Origin of the sequence: Stenotrophomonas sp. G106K1 (assembly GCF_037969685.1) — a bacterium.
Lineage (GTDB): Bacteria > Pseudomonadota > Gammaproteobacteria > Xanthomonadales > Xanthomonadaceae > Stenotrophomonas > Stenotrophomonas lactitubi.
Genome location: NZ_JBBPFR010000008.1, coordinates 18,954 through 34,512 on the forward strand (window position 1 = coordinate 18,954; position 15,559 = coordinate 34,512).

The following is a 15,559-nucleotide window of genomic DNA, read 5'->3' on the forward strand; positions in this document are numbered from 1 at the left end:
CGGAGCGATGCTCCGCTGGACCAGACGATCAAACGGTTGAACAACGTGGGGCCCAGGCCCCGCGCCACGGGAATAAAAGATGGCAAGCGGACGCGAAATCAAAACCAAGATCAAGAGCGTGCAGAACACCCGCAAGGTGACGCGCGCCCTGGAAATGGTCTCGGCCTCCAAGATCCGCAAGGCGCAGGATCGGATGAAGACCTCGCGTCCGTACGCGCAGGCGATGAAGCAGGTGATCGGCCACCTGGCGCAGGCCAGCACCGACTACCAGCATCCGTTCCTGGTCGAGCGTGAGCAGGTCAAGCGGGTCGGTTTCATCGTGATCTCCTCCGATCGCGGTCTGGCCGGCGGCCTCAACAACAACCTGTTCCGCAAGATGCTTGGCGAAGCCAAAGCCTGGCAGGACAAGGGCGCCGAAGTGGACCTGGTGACCATCGGCCAGAAGGCATCGACCTTCTTCCGCCGGGTCAAGGTAAACATGGTCGGCACGGTGACCCACATCGGCGACACGCCGAAGCTGGAATCGCTGATCGGTGTGATCAAGGTCATGCTCGACGCCTTCACCGAAGGCAAGGTCGACCGCGTGTACCTGGTCTACAACCGCTTCGTCAACACCATGGTGCAGAAGGCCAGCTTCGATCAGCTGCTGCCGCTGCCGGCCGCCGAGAAGCAGGTTGCGCACCACGACTGGGACTACCTGTACGAACCCGATGCCGCGACCGTGCTCGAGCACGTGATGACGCGTTACATCGAGTCGCTGGTGTATCAGGCGCTGCTGGAAAACGTCGCTTCCGAGCATGCCGCGCGCATGGTGGCGATGAAGTCGGCCAGTGACAACGCCAACAAGCTGATCGGAACCCTGCAGCTGGTCTACAACAAGGCCCGCCAGGCAGCGATCACCCAGGAAATCTCCGAAATCGTCGGCGGCGCGGCAGCAGTCTGACCGCGTTCGTTAAAAGCACACATTTAGAGGATGCAGCAATGAGTCAGGGCAAGATCGTTCAGATCATCGGCGCCGTCGTCGACGTCGAATTCCCCCGCGAGTCGGTGCCGAAGGTGTACCACGCGCTGAAGGTGGACAACACCGAAATCACCCTGGAAGTGCAGCAGCAGCTCGGTGACGGCGTGGTCCGCTGCATCGCGCTGGGCTCCACCGATGGCCTGAAGCGCAACCTGGTGGCCACCAACACCGGCCGCGGCATCTCCGTGCCGGTCGGCGCTGGCACCCTGGGCCGCATCATGGACGTGCTCGGCCGCCCGATCGACGAAGCCGGTCCGGTCGCCTCCAGCGACACCTGGGAAATCCACCGTGCTGCTCCGTCGTACGAAGACCAGTCCCCGGCCACCGAGCTGCTGGAAACCGGCATCAAGGTCATCGACCTGATGTGCCCGTTCGCCAAGGGCGGCAAGGTCGGCCTGTTCGGCGGCGCCGGCGTCGGCAAGACCGTCAACATGATGGAACTGATCAACAACATCGCCAAGGCGCACAGCGGTCTGTCCGTGTTCGCCGGCGTGGGTGAGCGTACCCGTGAGGGCAACGACTTCTACCACGAGATGAAGGACTCCAACGTCCTGGACAAGGTCGCGATGGTGTACGGCCAGATGAACGAGCCGCCGGGCAACCGTCTGCGCGTCGCCCTGACCGGCCTGACCATGGCCGAGTACTTCCGCGACGAGAAGGACGAGAACGGCAAGGGCAAGGACGTGCTGCTGTTCGTCGACAACATCTACCGCTACACCCTGGCCGGTACCGAAGTGTCGGCACTGCTGGGTCGTATGCCGTCGGCAGTGGGTTACCAGCCGACCCTGGCCGAGGAAATGGGCGTCCTGCAGGAACGCATCACCTCGACCAAGAATGGTTCGATCACCTCGATCCAGGCCGTCTACGTGCCGGCCGATGACTTGACCGATCCGTCGCCGGCGACCACCTTCGCCCACCTGGACTCGACCGTGACCCTGTCGCGTTCGATCGCTTCGCTGGGTATCTACCCGGCGGTCGATCCGCTGGATTCCACCAGCCGCCAGATGGACCCGCTGGTCATCGGCCACGAGCACTACGACACCGCCCAGCGCGTCCAGCAGACCCTGCAGAAGTACAAGGAACTGAAGGACATCATCGCCATCCTGGGCATGGACGAACTGTCCGAAGAAGACAAGCAGGCCGTGTCGCGCGCCCGCAAGATCGAGCGCTTCTTCAGCCAGCCGTTCCACGTGGCCGAAGTGTTCACCGGCTCGCCGGGCAAGTACGTGTCGCTGAAGGACACCATCCGTGGCTTCAAGGCCATCGTCGATGGCGAGTACGACCACCTGCCGGAGCAGGCGTTCTACATGGTCGGCAGCATCGAAGAAGCGGTCGAGAAGGCCAAGAAGATGGCCGAGAAGGCCTGATGCGGCAGGGACGGGCACACGCCCGTCCCGACCGTGACACGGGGTGGGCCTGCGCCCACCGCTGCGGAATCCCTGCGGTGGGTTCGACCCGCCCCCTAGCGAAGAGAGTTACATGAGCACCATCCGTTGCGACATCGTCAGCGCCGAGCAGGAAATCTTCCGTGGCGAAGCGACCCTGGTCGTGGCCACCGGTGAGCTGGGCGAACTGGGCATCGCGCCCAAGCACGCACCGCTGATCACCCGCCTGAAGCCGGGCAAGGTGGTAGTGACCACGCCGAGCGGCGAGCAGCTGGATTTCGCCATCTCCGGCGGCATCCTGGAAGTGCAGCCGCAGGTGGTGACCGTGCTGGCCGACACCGCGATCCGCGCACAGGACATCGACGAAGCCTCGGTCCGCAAGGCCAAGGAAGAAGCCGAGCGCATCCTGGCCAACCGTGGTGAAGCGATGGAAGTGGCCGAAGCCCAGCAGAAGCTGGCCGAAGCCGTTGTCCAGCTGCAGGCGCTGGAGCGCCTGCGCAAGACCCTCAAGCACTGAACCGTGCCGAGGTGACACCCGTGCCCGCAAGGCACGGGGGAATGCAGGAACGCCGGCCGCCATGCCGGCGTTTTTGTTTGTTTTCCACGGAGGCAGGGAATGCAGCAATCATCGACAGTGTCGCAGGGCATGGGCAGCTGGCAACGGCGCTGGCGCACACCGGAAGGCATGTTCCTGACTGCCTGGATCGTGCTCTGCCTGCCGTGGCTGCTGGGCATCAAGACCATTCCATTCGATGCCGTTCAGCAGTTCTTCCCCGCGGTCAGTTTCAGCGCTGAACAACTGCGTCATCTGCAGGCGCCATGGTGGAATCCGTATCTGTACGGCGGCTACCCGCAGCTGGCCGACCCGCAGATGATGACGTTGCAGCCGAGCATGCTGCTGCCGATGCTGCTGGCACCGACGTCGTTGCACTTGTTCACCGTGGTCGTGCTGCTGCACGTACTGATTGGTGGCTTTGGTGCCTTGCGACTGGCGCGCGTGCAGGAAATGCCGCCACTGGCGCAGCTGCTGTTCGCCCTGGTGTTGATGTTCGGCGGAGTGGCCGCATCGCGCCTCCAGCACACACCGATGATCGTCAGTTACAGCCTGCTGCCTTGGCTCTGGCTGGGCATGGAACAGGTCCGCCGTCATGGGCGGGCGCGTGATGTGCTGTTGGCGGGCATCGCCGGTGGACTGTGTGCGCTGCAGCTGACCCAGGTTACCTATTTCATCATCCTCGCCTGCGCGATCCATGCCGTGGGTGCGGTGGTGCTGGCGAAGGGCCAGCACTTGCGAATGCTGCTTCGGTTCGGCCTTGTGGCGCTGCTCGCGGGAGCGATCAGTGCGCCGCAGTGGTTGTCCACGCTGGCGTGGCTGGGCGAGACCAATCGCGACGGCCTGTCATTGGAGGCTGCATTGCCGGGAGCCATCCACTGGCAGACCCTGTCGACGCTTCTGTCCGGCAACGTGTTCTCGCAGGGGCGCGGTGACAGCTGGGCCTTTGGTGACATCAGCGCCGATTACCTCTATCTGGGCGCGGTGCCGCTGGCGCTCTGGCTGGGATGGGGCGGTGAAGTGCTGCGGCGCAGACCCGCTGCGACCCGCATCGCGCTGGGAGTGGTGATCCTGACGGTGCTGATCGCGCTGGGTGGGACAACGCCACTGTTCCCGTGGTTGTTCACCTGGCTGCCCGGCCTGGATCTGTTCCGACGCCCTGCAGATGCCTTGTTCCTTACCCTTCCCGCAGCGGCCTGGCTGGGTGCCAACGCCTTGCAGGTTGCATTGCAGCGAGGCCCGTTGCGGTTGCCGTGGACGTCTGTGGGTGCTGTCGCATTGCTGGCGCTTTCCAGTGCATGGATGGCGATCGAGCGCGGTCAGCTGGTGGCTTTTGCCTGGCTGGGCATCAGCGCGGCCCTGGGGAGCGCGGCGGTGCTGCTGCTGCGCCGCCACCGGGCACCCGCGGGCTGGCTGTTCGCGTTGCTGGTGTTGGATCTGCTGATGTTCAACGTGGGAACCCGTTTCAACGCGGGCAGTGGTACCAAGTCGGTGCTGACGGCCGACCGTGCTGGACCTGCGCAGCGAGCCTACGCGCTGCTCGCGGCAGAGCAGCAACCCGGATTGCCCGAGCGCGCTGTGGTCTTCGGCATAGGCGGACTCACCAACGGTGCTGCAGTCCATGCGATCGCGCTGGCAAACGGTTACAACCCGCTGCTGGCCAGCGACTACCTGCAGATGACCGGCATGCCGGGTGAGCCGGTGGATACGTTCCAGCAGAAACTGCCGACGGCCTGGGCAACGGACACAACAGCGCCTTTGTACGATCTGCTGGGCGTGCGTTGGCTGTTGGCCCAGGATCCTTTCCCGGGTTCAAGCGCGCAGGGTGACCAGGTCGAGCTGGCACGACGCGACAGCGTGCTGCCGCGCGTGCTCAATCCTCGCAACGTTCGACGCCACGACGCGCGTCTGCCTCCGGCGGTTGAATTCAACCAGACCGATTTCAGCCAGCAGCTCTGGCTGCCAGCCCTTGCCAGCGCCGCATGCCCGGAGCAGGGTGCCGGTGAGGCCAACATCCAGGTGCAGCACTTCCAGCCTGGCCGGATCGAACTCAAGGTGGAAGCCGACCGCCCCGCATGGATCGTGGTCAACGAGGTGACTGCCCGTGGCTGGCAGGCCCGCTTGGAAAGTGGCACCGTACTGCCAGTGCTGCGTGGCAATGGCCTGTTTCACGCGCTGTGCGTGCCGGCAGGCCGCCATCAGCTGCAGTTGCGCTACAGCCCTCTGCAGTTGTGGCGCGAGGGATTGAGCGCGCGCCTGGCCGGCGACGCCGGCCGTCATTGAATCCGGTCAGCGGTACACCACGTGCCGCAGCAGCATGAACGACACCAGCGCCAGACCGCCTTCCACCAGCGGCTTGGCGAGCCATGCGTACTGCAACCCCAACGCATGGTCGGCGGCCGTCACCAGCAGGGTGCTGGCCGCGGTTAGCAGCATCCACAGCAGGAGGAAGCGCGCGAAGCGCTTCCAGCCCAGGCGCTGTTGGCCGGCGTCAGCAAAGGTATAGCGGCCGTTGAGCCAGAAGCCGAGCAGCATGCCGGCCAAACGGCCGATGATGTTGGCAGGAGCGACCGGCAGCCCGAGTGCGGTGCTTCCCACGAACACCAGCCAGTCCAGCAGCAGCTGCACCAGGCCGATGACGATGTATGCGCTGCCCTGGCGCAGGAGGGTCATTGCCGAGGCTTCCCGATGACGCTGCGCAGGGCCTGTTCGACGCCAAGCAGACGATGCACGGGTTGCCGCGGTTCGCTGGCGACATCGAAATTGAGCCAGGACAACAGCATCTGCATGCCCACGATGATGGGTAGGCCGGCGATCATCACGGTACCCGCAGTGGCCGGTACACCACTGTCGGCTGAGAGGCACCACCGCCACAGGCCAAATATGCCGCCGCCGGCCAGTAGAACGCTGCCAAGCAGCAGTTCTACGCTGGCCAGCGAGAAGCCGCGTATGCCGTAGCTGTAAAGCAGGCGACGCAGGGTATTGCGCAGATGCCCCAGCAGGAACGGGCCAAGGATGCGTAACGGGCTCAGGCTGCTGGTCTCGTCTTCATAGCGGGCGCGCATCGGTACATCGATCACCACGGCACGCACCTGGTTGAGGTGATACAGAAGGTCCGATTCGAAGAAGTAGCGCTTTGCGATCCGCTCGAGCTCCAGCTCGTGCAGTACTTCACTGCGGATCGCCGTGTAGCCGTTGGTCGGATCAGCGATCTGCCAGTATCCGCTGGACAACTTGGTCATGAACGAAAGCGCCGCATTGCCGGCCAGGCGCACCGAGGGCATGCCGCGCACGAAGCCGACGCGATGGAAACGGTTGCCCTTGGCGTAGTCCGCGTGGCCGGACAGAAGTGGGCTGGCAAAGCGAGGAAGCAGACCGGCATCCATCTGCCCGTCGCCGTCGAGCTTGACCACCACATGGGCAGGTGTCTGCAGCGCGTGGTGGTAGCCGGTCAGCGTGGCACCGCCCACTCCCTGGTTCTGCTCGTGCTGGACCACGATGACGCGCGGATCGGTGCAGTGTGCACGAATCCAGGCGCCGCTCGCCTCGGGACAGGCGTCATCGACGGCGATGATCCAGCCCACTTCCGGTCCGATGCCGGCGATGACCTGCAGGATATGCGTGCGGACGCGATAGCACGGGATCACCACCGCGATGCGCGGCGAGTCGTCGGGCCGGACCGCTGTGGTGGGGCTGGTCGGACGGGTGATGTTCATCGCGATGGCATTTCTGGGGGCGCCGGGAGGCTCCACCACTGGCAGCCGCCGGCTTCTTCGCGCAGGTGGGCACCTGCCAGCTCAAGTGCGAGTTTCTGTGAGGGTGTGAGCGCTTCAATGCGGAGGATGACGTGCCTGACCTGCTGCTGCTGCAGCATGGCGAGCCAGCGCTTGCCGCTGGGATCCAGCTCGGCATTGGCGGCGGCCGCCTGCAGGCTGGGCGAGTACCAGCTGATCGTGCGCCCACGGGTACCGAACTCGGCGGAGAACGCGTCACCCGGATCCAGCAGCAGCACGGTGCCCTCGTTTTCACCCGACGCACGGATGGCTGCGGCCAGTGTGCGTTCGGGTGCAAAACGCTGGAACAACGGAGCATCGCGGCCAGCCGCCTTCAGGGTGTCCTTCAACGCTCCGCTACGCAGCATCCAGTATCCGGTGGATTGGAAGCTGACATTGAGCACGCACAGCGCCACCAGCAGTCCAATGAGAGGCCGGCGCAAGGGACCGGCGCCGAGCGACGCCACGGCGACCACGCACAGCAATGCCATGCCAGGATAGGCGTAGCGCAGGTACTGGATCGGCAACAGCGGCAGTGCCAGCACGGCCAGCGCCACCAGTGCCGCTGAGCGAGTTGGCGGACGCAGCACGGCCAGCAGCCACAGCCCAGCCAAGCCGATCAGGACCACGCCCGCCGCACCATCGTGCGATTCAAAGTAGCGCGATGAATGGAAGGTCAGTGCCCACGGCAGGTCGGGACCGAAGCCGATCTTGTACTTCAGGTCGATGAAGTTCGTCGGGGCGAAGTAGGGAGACTGGAAGATGCCATTGAACAGCGGTAGCACCGGATTGCCAGCAATCCACTGCGCGAACACGTAGTTGGCACCACCGACCAGCAGTCCTGCCAGCAGCACCAGGCCGATGCGCGGCAACGACGGCCACGGATGGCGGATCAGGGCCCAGGCCAGGACAGGTAGTGCCATCACCGCACTCATCGACTTCATCGCCAGCAGCCCACCGGCCAGCACCGCCAGCAGCATCCAGTTGGACAAGCGGCCATCACGGGGCGCGGCAGCCAGCGCACTCATCCAGAGCAGCACTGCAGCGGTTGGCAGCTCGGTCTGCATGCCACCCGCCAAGCCGGCGGTCAGCGGCAGGCTGGCTACCATGGCAACCGCCAACCAGCGCAGCAGCACGCTCGCGCCGAGCTGCGCCGCAAGCTGCCAGGCACCCGTGGCCAGCAGCAACAGCCAGATCGCGTTGACCGGGCCGCGTGATTCAGCCCCTGCGATTACCTGCGGTACTGCCTGGATGATATCCGTCGCCCAGGGCGCCAGCGCCCAGATCTGGTGCTGGGGAGCCGGTTGATAGACGCCTTGTTCCAGCAACTGCCATGGCAAGCGCAGGTGGTAGGTGAGGTCGTCGTACTGCAGGGTCGGCAACCAGCAGGCGGTGCTGGCCAAGCCCACCACCAGCACAGCGAAAGCAGCGCTGCGCGGCGCGTCTGCCACGGACTGTCGCCACTGTGCCACGCCGGCCCGCAACGATGACCACAGCAGTGAACGGCGCCAGATCACCACGGCAAGGCCCACCGGCAGATAGACCCAGCGGAAATGGATCGGAACCAGCAGGGTCCAGCCCAGTACTGCCGAAAGTCCCAACAGGCCAGCCATCGCCTGCAGGGCCAACGGGCGCTGCGCGAACAGCGCCTGACCGATCACGATCGCAACCAGCAGCAGCAAGACCGCTGCCAGCAGCGGAAATACACCGGTGAACAGGGGGAGCAGAAGTATCCAGAGCATCGCCAGGCCGCTGGCCATGGACCAGCCACGCAGGCGTCGCATCAGCCATGCCAAGGCGCAGGTCAGCAGACCCAGTGCGACCAGTTCACCGAAGCGGCCTGATGGCAGGCTCTTGAGCAGTGGCGTGATGGCCAGGCCGATGAGCAGCAGCAGCGGGCCCATCCAGGGCAGCAGATTGAGGAGTCGTTCCTTCAAGAAATTCACGGTTCACGTCAGGCAGGGAAAGAGCTCGGCTATCCTATCAGCCAGTCCTCAGATTGCCGCCGCTGCGCGGCCCCTCTCCATGACCCAACCCCTGCACGTGATCATCCTCGCCGCTGGCGCCGGCAAGCGCATGAAGTCGTTGCTGCCCAAGGTACTGCAGCCGATTGCCGGTCAGCCGATGCTGGCGCATGTGATCGCCACGGCGCGCGAACTGCAGCCGGCTGCCATCCACGTGGTGTACGGCCACGGCGGGGACCAGGTGCGACACTACTTCGCTGACCAGCCGGACCTGCTGTGGGCTGAACAAGCGCAGCAGCTGGGTACCGGCCACGCCGTTGCCCAGGCCATGCCGGAGGTGCCCGACGCCGCACAGGTGCTGGTGTTGTACGGCGATGTGCCCCTGATCCGTGCGCAGACCCTGCGCGACCTGCTGGCGCAGCCGGGCCGGCTGGCCGTGCTGGTTGCCGATGTCGAGGATCCTACCGGCTATGGTCGCGTGCTGCGCGATGCCGAAGGCAAGGTGGGGGCGATCGTCGAGCAGAAGGATGCCGATGACGAACAGCGCCGGGTGCGCATCATCAACACCGGCATCATCACTGCCGAGTCGACCGCGCTGCGCCGTTGGCTGTCACAGCTGTCCAACAGCAACGCACAGGGCGAGTATTACCTGACCGATGTGTTCGCCTTCGCCGCCCGCGAGTTCACTCCGGCGGAGATGGCCCTGGTGGCCGATGCGCAGGACGCCGAAGGCGCGAACGATCCGTGGCAGCTCGCGCAGCTGGAACGGGCCTGGCAGCGGCGCGCGGTGCGTGCGCTGTGCATCCAGGGCGCGCGCGTGCGCGATCCGGCGCGGGTGGATATCCGCGGTGAGGTGATCGTCGGCAGCGACGTGATGATCGATGTCGATGTGATCCTGGAAGGCAAGGTGGTGCTCGGTGATGGCGTGACCGTCGGCCCGTTCACCCGGCTGAAGGACGTCACGCTCGGCGCGGGCACCGAAGTGCGCGCGCACTGCGATGTCGAAGGCGTCGTCAGCGAGGGGGCGGCACAGATCGGCCCGTTCGCGCGCCTGCGTCCGGGTACCGTGCTGGCCGATGGCGTGCACGTGGGCAACTTCGTGGAAACCAAGAAAGTCACCCTGGGGGTGGGCAGCAAGGCCAACCACCTGACCTATCTGGGCGATGCGGTGATCGGCAGCAAGGTCAACATCGGTGCGGGCACCATCACCTGCAACTACGACGGCGTGAACAAGTCGACCACCACCATCGGCGACAACGCCTTCATCGGCTCCAACAGTTCGCTGGTGGCACCGGTGCTGATCGGTGAAGGGGCGACGATTGCTGCCGGTTCGGTCATCACCCGCACTGCGCCGGACGGCAAGCTGACCGTAGCCCGTGCGCGCCAGGAAACCATCGATGGCTGGCAGCGCCCCATCAAGAAAAGCTGAGCCGAGGCCACCGCGCGTCGATGAACTGAGTGCGCTGCCCCGCATCGAACAGCGTGCGGGTGAACTGCTGCGCGGGCACGAGGCGTACCCGGTGTTCTCCGGCCATGGACTGGACCTTCCCACGTTGCAGGCCGGACTGCAGCGTGGCCTGTTGTGGATCATCGAAGGCGCCGATGGCGGCATCGCCGGCTACCTGCTGGGCGGTGCGCTCGACGGCGATTTCCATGTGCTGCAGATGGATGTTGATCCCAATCATGCTCGCCGTGGCTACGGACGGGCGTTGTTGCAGCATGCACTGGCCGAGGCCAAGGCGCTTGGCTATCCGGCGGCGGTGCTGACCACGCTGTCCGATGTGCCGTGGAATGCGGCTTTCTATGCCAGCGAAGGATTCAACGTCTTGCCGGAGCCAAAGTGGGGTGCGGGCCTGCGAGGGGTGATGGCCGAGGAGGCCGCATTGGGATTCCCGATGCACCTGCGGGTGGCGATGCGGCGGGGGCTTTAGTTTTGCTTCTTCTGTTGATTGCTGAAGGTTGATCATTGTTCATGGGTGTCACTTTTCTTTTCGCGCGAAAAGAAAAGTAACCAAAAGAAACGCGCCGCCGGTCCGCGAGCCGTCGTGCTGCGCACGCCGGTACCCTGCGCTCCTCGGTCCGTCGAGGGACGGCGCGGGAACTCGCTTCGCTCAGACACCCGCGCCTCTTCGCCCTCGCCGGCCCTGCGGTGCTCGGCTCGCTTCAAGCCGGACCCAAGTCAAACCCCACAGTTGCACCCAGTAGATCCACGCCATGCGTGGATGCTTTTGCTTTGCTTCTCGAGTCCGCCTTGAAGCGAGCCGAGCACCGCAGGGCACCGATGCGCAGCATCGGCTCGCGGCCGGCGGAACGTTTCTTTTGGTTACTTTTCTTTGCGTACAAAGAAAAGTGACACCCATGAACAATGATCAACCTTCAGCAATCAACAGAAGAAGGAAGAACAAACCTACCCCACCGGCAACAGGATCGACACGCACAGCCCGCCCTCGGTCCGGTTCTGCAGTGACACGCGACCACCGTGCGCCTCGACGATCTCGCGGGTGAGGGCCAGCCCCAGCCCGGTGCCGTTGCGCTTGGTCGAATAGAACGGCATCAGCGCATTCTGCAGCACCTGCTCGTTCATGCCCTTGCCCCGATCCAGCACATCCAGCCGCAACCACTGCGGCAGCCGGGTCAGCTGTACCTGCACATCGTCGTTCGGCGGATCTGCTTCGGCGCAGGCCTCGTGCGCGTTCTTCAGCAGGTTGAGCAGGGCTTGGCCGAACTGGGCGATGTCGATCCGGCTGCTCAGCTCTTCGTCGGGTTCACGCTCCATCGTGAACGGAATCTGCTGGCACAGGCTGGACAGGAACGGCGCCCAGTGCACGGTCTGCAGCTGCGGCTGGGGCAACTTGGCGAAACGCGCGTAGCCCCGGATGAAGCCTTCCAGATGCCGTGCGCGGTCTTCAATGGTGGTGAAGATCTCCGGCAGCCGGTCGAAGCGCTCGCGCTTGACCAGTTCGCCGCCGGAGTGCGCCAGCGAGGCGATCGGCGCCAGCGAGTTGTTGAGTTCGTGGCTGATCACCCGGATCACCTTCTTCCAGGTCTGTACTTCCTGCCGGCGCAGTTCGGCGGTGAGCTGCCTTACCAACAGCAGGTCATGCGGGCGGCCGTTGAGCTGGAACGCGCGGCGCGAGAGGTGATAGACCTGTTCGTCGTCCTCGTCTCCCTCCACGCCGTCTTCGTGTTCCGACTTCACCGCGAACAGGCTGTCGCCGCCGCGGCCGATGGCATCGCGCAGTTCCACCGGCAGCTGTTCGAGCACGTCTTCCATGCGCTGGCCTTCCAGCTTCCAGCCGCTGTGCAGCAGCTTGCGCGCTGCCAGGTTGGAAAACACCACGCGGGAAATGCCATCGCCACCGGCGGCAATCAGCAGCATTGCCACCGGGGTGTTCTGCACCATGGTGTCCAGCAGCAGTTCGCGCTGCACCAGGCCCTGGCGCTGTGCGCGCAGCACCTCGCCCAGTTCGCGGTGCGCCTGCACCAGGTCACCCAGTTCGTCATTGCCGGGCCAGTAGATGCCGAAGTTGTACTCACCATCGCGGTAGCTGCTGGTGGTCCCGGACAGGGCCCGCATCAACGAGCGCACCGGTGCGGTGGCGCGGCGCAGCGTCCACCACATCAATGACAGCAGGATGATCGTGGAGACCGTGGTCACCACCCAGCCATGGTCCATCCAGTAGGCCAGCAGCCATGGCAGCGCGGCAGCCAGCGCCAGCACCGGCAGCAGGCGCAGGAACAGGCGGAAGGTGAAGGAGCGTCGTTTCATTCGCGCGGGATGCCGTGACGGTCCATGCGCCGGTACAGCGCCTGCCGGCTCAGTCCAAGCTCGTTGGCCGCCTGAGCGATGACCCCGTGGTTGCGCGCCAGCACTTCTTCGATGCGTGCGCGGTCGGGATCATTGCCGGTGCTTGGCGTCGGGCGCGGTGCAGCGGGAGCACGTGGCAGGTTGAGATCGGCCACGTCGATGCGGTTGCCCGTGGCCAGCAGTTCGGCACGCTGGATCACGTTGCGCAGCTCGCGCACGTTGCCCGGCCACAGGTGCCGCTGCAGCGCACTGGCCGCCGTGCTGGACAGTGGCTTGCCGATGCTGAGGAAATGCTCGGCCAACGGCACGATGTCGCCGGGGCGGTCGGCCAGCGGCGGCAGCGCCAGTTCCACCGTGTTGAGCCGGTAGTAGAGGTCTTCGCGGAACGTACCCTCGCGGATCATTGCGGGCAGGTCGGCATTGGTCGCACTGACCACGCGCACCTTGACCTGGCGTTCGCGGTTGGAGCCCAGGCGTTCGAAACGCCCTGTCTCCAGCACGCGCAGCAGCTTCATCTGCCCACCCAGCGACAGGTTGCCGATCTCATCCAGGAACAGCGTGCCGCCGTCGGCTGCCTCGAACTTGCCTTCGCGCGCCTTGTTGGCGCCGGTATAGGCGCCGGCCTCGGCACCGAACAATTCGGCCTCGATCAGCTCGGAGGGCAGGGCGCCGCAGTTCACTGCAACGAACGGACCCTTGGCCACCAGCGAGTTGGCCTGGATGATCTGCGCGATCTTTTCCTTGCCCGCGCCATTGGGACCGGTGATCAGCACCGGCAGCTCCGAACGCGCGACCTGACAGGCCAGGGCGATCACCCGCTCGCTGGCGGGGTCGGCGAACACCGCGCCACACAGTGCGTACTTGTCTTCCAGCGCATGGCGCTGGCGTTGCTCGCGCTGGCGTCGCTGGTCCAGTTCGCGCCGCGCTTCGGACAACTCCAGCAGGTTGTTGACCGTGGTCAGCAGCTTGCGGTCATCCCAGGGTTTGGCCAGGTAGTCGGCGGCACCGGCCTTGACCAGGTCCACCGCGCTGCTCAGGTGGGTCCAGGCAGTCAGCAGGATCACCGGCAGATCGGGGTGGCGTTCGCGGATCTGTGCGAACAGCGCCTCGCCTTCCTCACCTGAGGTGGTGTCCTCGCTGAAATTCATGTCCTGGATCACCAGGTCCACCGGCTGCGATTCCAGCAGCGCCAGCCCTTCGGCCGGGCTCTGCGCCTGCAGGGTGTCGATGTCATGCAGGGAGAACAGCACATCCAGCGCGGTACCCACGCTGGCGTTGTCGTCGATGATCAGGATCGCAGGCATTCGGCGGCTTCTGGGAGGGCAGGGAAGCGCCGGAAAGCGTCGGCGCCGCGCACGGAAAAGGGTGGATGACGCCGGAGCTTTCGGCGCCACCCACCAAGCATAGCCAAACCGATGGCGGCACAGGAGCCGCCGGGCCTCAGCGCCGTGGCAGCGGCGGAGGCGGGGGAGCCGGCGGTGGTGGTGGTGGCGCCAGCGCGGGGCGCCACTGGGCCACGTTCACCGGCACGGTGAGCATCCGCCCATCGCGCCGCAGCAGCAGGTAGACGGTGGCCGTCGATGCCGCCTGCATGGCGTCGGCGAGCTGCTCGATCTGCCGCACCGGCGAATCGTTCACGCGCAGGATGCGGTCGCGGCTGCGCACACCGAAGCGGGCTTCCGGGTTGGCGGCGTCCACTCGTACCACGCCCTCGGTCGAGCGCAGTGCCAGCCGTGCATCGTCCTGGCGCCACTCCAGCGTCTGCGCGCTGTTGCTGCCGGCGAGTACCGGCAGCGGCAGGGCCAACAACACCAGCAGCAGGCCGGCGCGCATCTCACGCCCCCCGCGTGGCGACGGCCGGCGGCACCGCAGCGGCACGGCGGGCCGGGCCGAACACCGCGATCTGGCCCAGCATCCACAGCAGTACCGCGCCCAGCGGCAGGTACAGCAGCGGCATGCGAGGCAGCTCGTACATGTTCATCAGTGCCAGGTTGATGGCGTAGGCCGCCAGCATGCCCAGCACGATGCCCAGCGTGGCCAGCAGGAAGTTCTCGGTCTGGAAGTAGCGCAGGATCTGCCCGCGGGTGGCGCCCAATGCGCGGCGGATGCCGATCTGCTTGCTGCGCTGCTGCACCCAGAAGCTGGCCAGGCCGACGATGCCCAGGGCGGTGACCACCAGCAGCGCTACGCAGACCGTCACCAGCAGGCCGACCATCGAGCGGTCGTTCTTGAAGTAGTCTGCACGCTGTTCCTCGTAGGTCAGTTTCTCGCGTACCAGGCGGTTGGGGTCGTTGTGCTCCAGCGCAGCCAGCGCACCCTTCAGCACTTCATCGCGGCGTTCCGGCGAAGTGCGCAGCATGTACGGCCCGCGGGTGAAGTCGGTACGTACCGGCAGCATCATCGACAGGGTGCTGTTGTCGTTGTAGTCGGTGGGAGTGGCCAGGTGGGCGACCACGCCCACCACATGCAGGCCCTGGTTGCCCATGTAGAACGTCTTGCCCAGCGCGCTCTGGTCCGGGTACATCTTGGCGGCGACCTGTTGGTTGATGATCACCGGCGCGGCGCGGTCAGGCTTGGGATTCTTCTGCGCTTCTTCCAGGTCGATGTACTCGCTGGGCTGGAAGTCGCGCCCGGCGACCAGTTGCAGGCCCAGCGTGGACAACGCGTTCTCGCCAACCATGTACTGCGACACGAAGGCTGTCGGGCGCTCCTGGTCACGCTCGCGCGAGATGCTGGTGTTGCTCGAGTTGCGGCGGAACGGCAGCTGGTTGACCTTGGCCACGCTGGTCACGCCGGGGATCGCGCGCAGCGATGCCAGGTCTTCGTTGGTGCGGGCCATGGCATTGGTCTGCTTGCCGATGCCGCTGACCCGGACCATGACCAGTTCGTTCTCGGCCAGGCCGCTGGGCTGGCTGATCTTTTCCACGCGCTGGGTGACCAGGAACAGGGCATTGCAGACGATGGCGCAGGTCAGGGCGATTTCCAGCACGATCAATGCGGCTGCGGTCTTGTGCCGGCGCAGGGTGCTGAGGATGGGGCGGATGTCCATGGGAGG

General features: G+C 65.4%; 12 protein-coding genes and 1 pseudogene. 6 read left to right on the plus strand and 7 right to left on the minus strand.

Translation table 11 applies throughout. The features are described 5' to 3' along the window. Positions 1 to 79: 79 nt before the first annotated feature. The 4 genes from atpG (at position 80) to WKB25_RS09480 (ending at position 5,242) form a co-directional block, all read left to right on the plus strand. Positions 80 to 943 carry a F0F1 ATP synthase subunit gamma gene (gene atpG / locus WKB25_RS09465; protein WP_089237047.1) on the plus strand — a complete coding sequence of 288 codons (864 nt, stop codon included), beginning with the start codon at positions 80 to 82 and terminating at the stop codon, positions 941 to 943. A 38-nt stretch (positions 944 to 981) separates the two neighbouring features. Then, complete coding sequence (atpD, locus tag WKB25_RS09470; protein ID WP_025877357.1) at positions 982 to 2,388, plus strand: F0F1 ATP synthase subunit beta; 1,407 nt, start codon at positions 982 to 984, stop codon at positions 2,386 to 2,388. A gap of 112 nt (positions 2,389 to 2,500) precedes the next feature. Continuing rightward, complete coding sequence (locus tag WKB25_RS09475) at positions 2,501 to 2,923, plus strand: F0F1 ATP synthase subunit epsilon (protein WP_025877355.1); 423 nt, start codon at positions 2,501 to 2,503, stop codon at positions 2,921 to 2,923. Positions 2,924 to 3,022: 99 nt separating this feature from the next. Further along, a complete protein-coding gene (locus tag WKB25_RS09480; protein ID WP_340570160.1) occupies positions 3,023 to 5,242 on the plus strand; it encodes a hypothetical protein in 2,220 nt (739 codons plus the stop codon). 6 nt (positions 5,243 to 5,248) lie between these two features. On the opposite strand, the gene WKB25_RS09485 is transcribed toward WKB25_RS09480, so the two are convergent. From WKB25_RS09485 to WKB25_RS09495, 3 genes are read right to left on the minus strand one after another with little or no spacing between them, the layout of a single operon-like run. Further along, complete coding sequence (locus tag WKB25_RS09485) at positions 5,249 to 5,632, minus strand: GtrA family protein (RefSeq protein WP_340570161.1); 384 nt, start codon at positions 5,630 to 5,632, stop codon at positions 5,249 to 5,251. Then, a complete protein-coding gene (locus WKB25_RS09490; RefSeq protein ID WP_340570162.1) occupies positions 5,629 to 6,675 on the minus strand; it encodes a glycosyltransferase in 1,047 nt (348 codons plus the stop codon). Before WKB25_RS09490 ends, WKB25_RS09485 begins: the two co-directional genes overlap by 4 nt. Next, on the minus strand, positions 6,672 to 8,669 hold the full coding sequence (locus tag WKB25_RS09495) for a hypothetical protein (protein WP_340570164.1): 1,998 nt from the start codon (positions 8,667 to 8,669) through the stop codon (positions 6,672 to 6,674). Before WKB25_RS09495 ends, WKB25_RS09490 begins: the two co-directional genes overlap by 4 nt. Positions 8,670 to 8,757: 88 nt before the next feature. On the opposite strand from WKB25_RS09495, the gene glmU reads away from it, so the two are divergent. Then, a complete protein-coding gene (glmU, locus tag WKB25_RS09500; RefSeq protein WP_340570166.1) occupies positions 8,758 to 10,125 on the plus strand; it encodes a bifunctional UDP-N-acetylglucosamine diphosphorylase/glucosamine-1-phosphate N-acetyltransferase GlmU in 1,368 nt (455 codons plus the stop codon). After that, on the plus strand, positions 10,094 to 10,627 hold the full coding sequence (locus tag WKB25_RS09505) for a GNAT family N-acetyltransferase (RefSeq protein ID WP_340570168.1): 534 nt from the start codon (positions 10,094 to 10,096) through the stop codon (positions 10,625 to 10,627). The genes glmU and WKB25_RS09505 overlap by 32 nt, the downstream gene beginning before the upstream one ends. 476 nt (positions 10,628 to 11,103) lie before the next feature. On the opposite strand, the gene WKB25_RS09510 is transcribed toward WKB25_RS09505, so the two are convergent. The 4 genes and pseudogenes from WKB25_RS09510 to WKB25_RS09525 all read right to left on the minus strand — a co-directional run bounded on the left by WKB25_RS09510 (position 11,104) and on the right by WKB25_RS09525 (position 15,553). Next, positions 11,104 to 12,465, minus strand: a complete 1,362-nt coding sequence (locus WKB25_RS09510; protein ID WP_340570169.1) for an ATP-binding protein — start codon at positions 12,463 to 12,465, stop codon at positions 11,104 to 11,106. Between the two features lie 428 nt (positions 12,466 to 12,893). After that, positions 12,894 to 13,808 (minus strand): annotated as a pseudogene (locus tag WKB25_RS09515) (sigma 54-interacting transcriptional regulator); the annotation flags it as partial. 136 nt (positions 13,809 to 13,944) lie between these two features. Beyond that, positions 13,945 to 14,337: a PDZ domain-containing protein gene (locus tag WKB25_RS09520; protein WP_340570171.1), complete on the minus strand. Its 393-nt coding sequence runs from the start codon at positions 14,335 to 14,337 to the stop codon at positions 13,945 to 13,947. 1 nt (position 14,338) lies between these two features. After that, entirely contained in the window at positions 14,339 to 15,553 is a 1,215-nt protein-coding gene (locus WKB25_RS09525) for an FtsX-like permease family protein (protein ID WP_340570173.1), read from the minus strand. Positions 15,554 to 15,559 lie beyond the last annotated feature (6 nt).

Excerpts from the sequence above, each read along its gene's own strand:
- WKB25_RS09505 (WP_340570168.1), top strand. The coding sequence starts at position 10,094 with ATGGCTGGCAGCGCCCCATCAAGAAAAGCTGAGCCGAGGCCACCGCGC.
- atpD (WP_025877357.1), top strand. The coding sequence starts at position 982 with ATGAGTCAGGGCAAGATCGTTCAGATCATCGGCGCCGTCGTCGACGTC.
- WKB25_RS09485 (WP_340570161.1), bottom strand. The coding sequence starts at position 5,632 with ATGACCCTCCTGCGCCAGGGCAGCGCATACATCGTCATCGGCCTGGTG.
- glmU (WP_340570166.1), top strand. The coding sequence starts at position 8,758 with ATGACCCAACCCCTGCACGTGATCATCCTCGCCGCTGGCGCCGGCAAG.
- WKB25_RS09480 (WP_340570160.1), top strand. The coding sequence starts at position 3,023 with ATGCAGCAATCATCGACAGTGTCGCAGGGCATGGGCAGCTGGCAACGG.
- WKB25_RS09475 (WP_025877355.1), top strand. The coding sequence starts at position 2,501 with ATGAGCACCATCCGTTGCGACATCGTCAGCGCCGAGCAGGAAATCTTC.
- WKB25_RS09525 (WP_340570173.1), bottom strand. The coding sequence starts at position 15,553 with ATGGACATCCGCCCCATCCTCAGCACCCTGCGCCGGCACAAGACCGCA.
- WKB25_RS09510 (WP_340570169.1), bottom strand. The coding sequence starts at position 12,465 with ATGAAACGACGCTCCTTCACCTTCCGCCTGTTCCTGCGCCTGCTGCCG.
- WKB25_RS09520 (WP_340570171.1), bottom strand. The coding sequence starts at position 14,337 with ATGCGCGCCGGCCTGCTGCTGGTGTTGTTGGCCCTGCCGCTGCCGGTA.
- WKB25_RS09490 (WP_340570162.1), bottom strand. The coding sequence starts at position 6,675 with ATGAACATCACCCGTCCGACCAGCCCCACCACAGCGGTCCGGCCCGAC.
- atpG (WP_089237047.1), top strand. The coding sequence starts at position 80 with ATGGCAAGCGGACGCGAAATCAAAACCAAGATCAAGAGCGTGCAGAAC.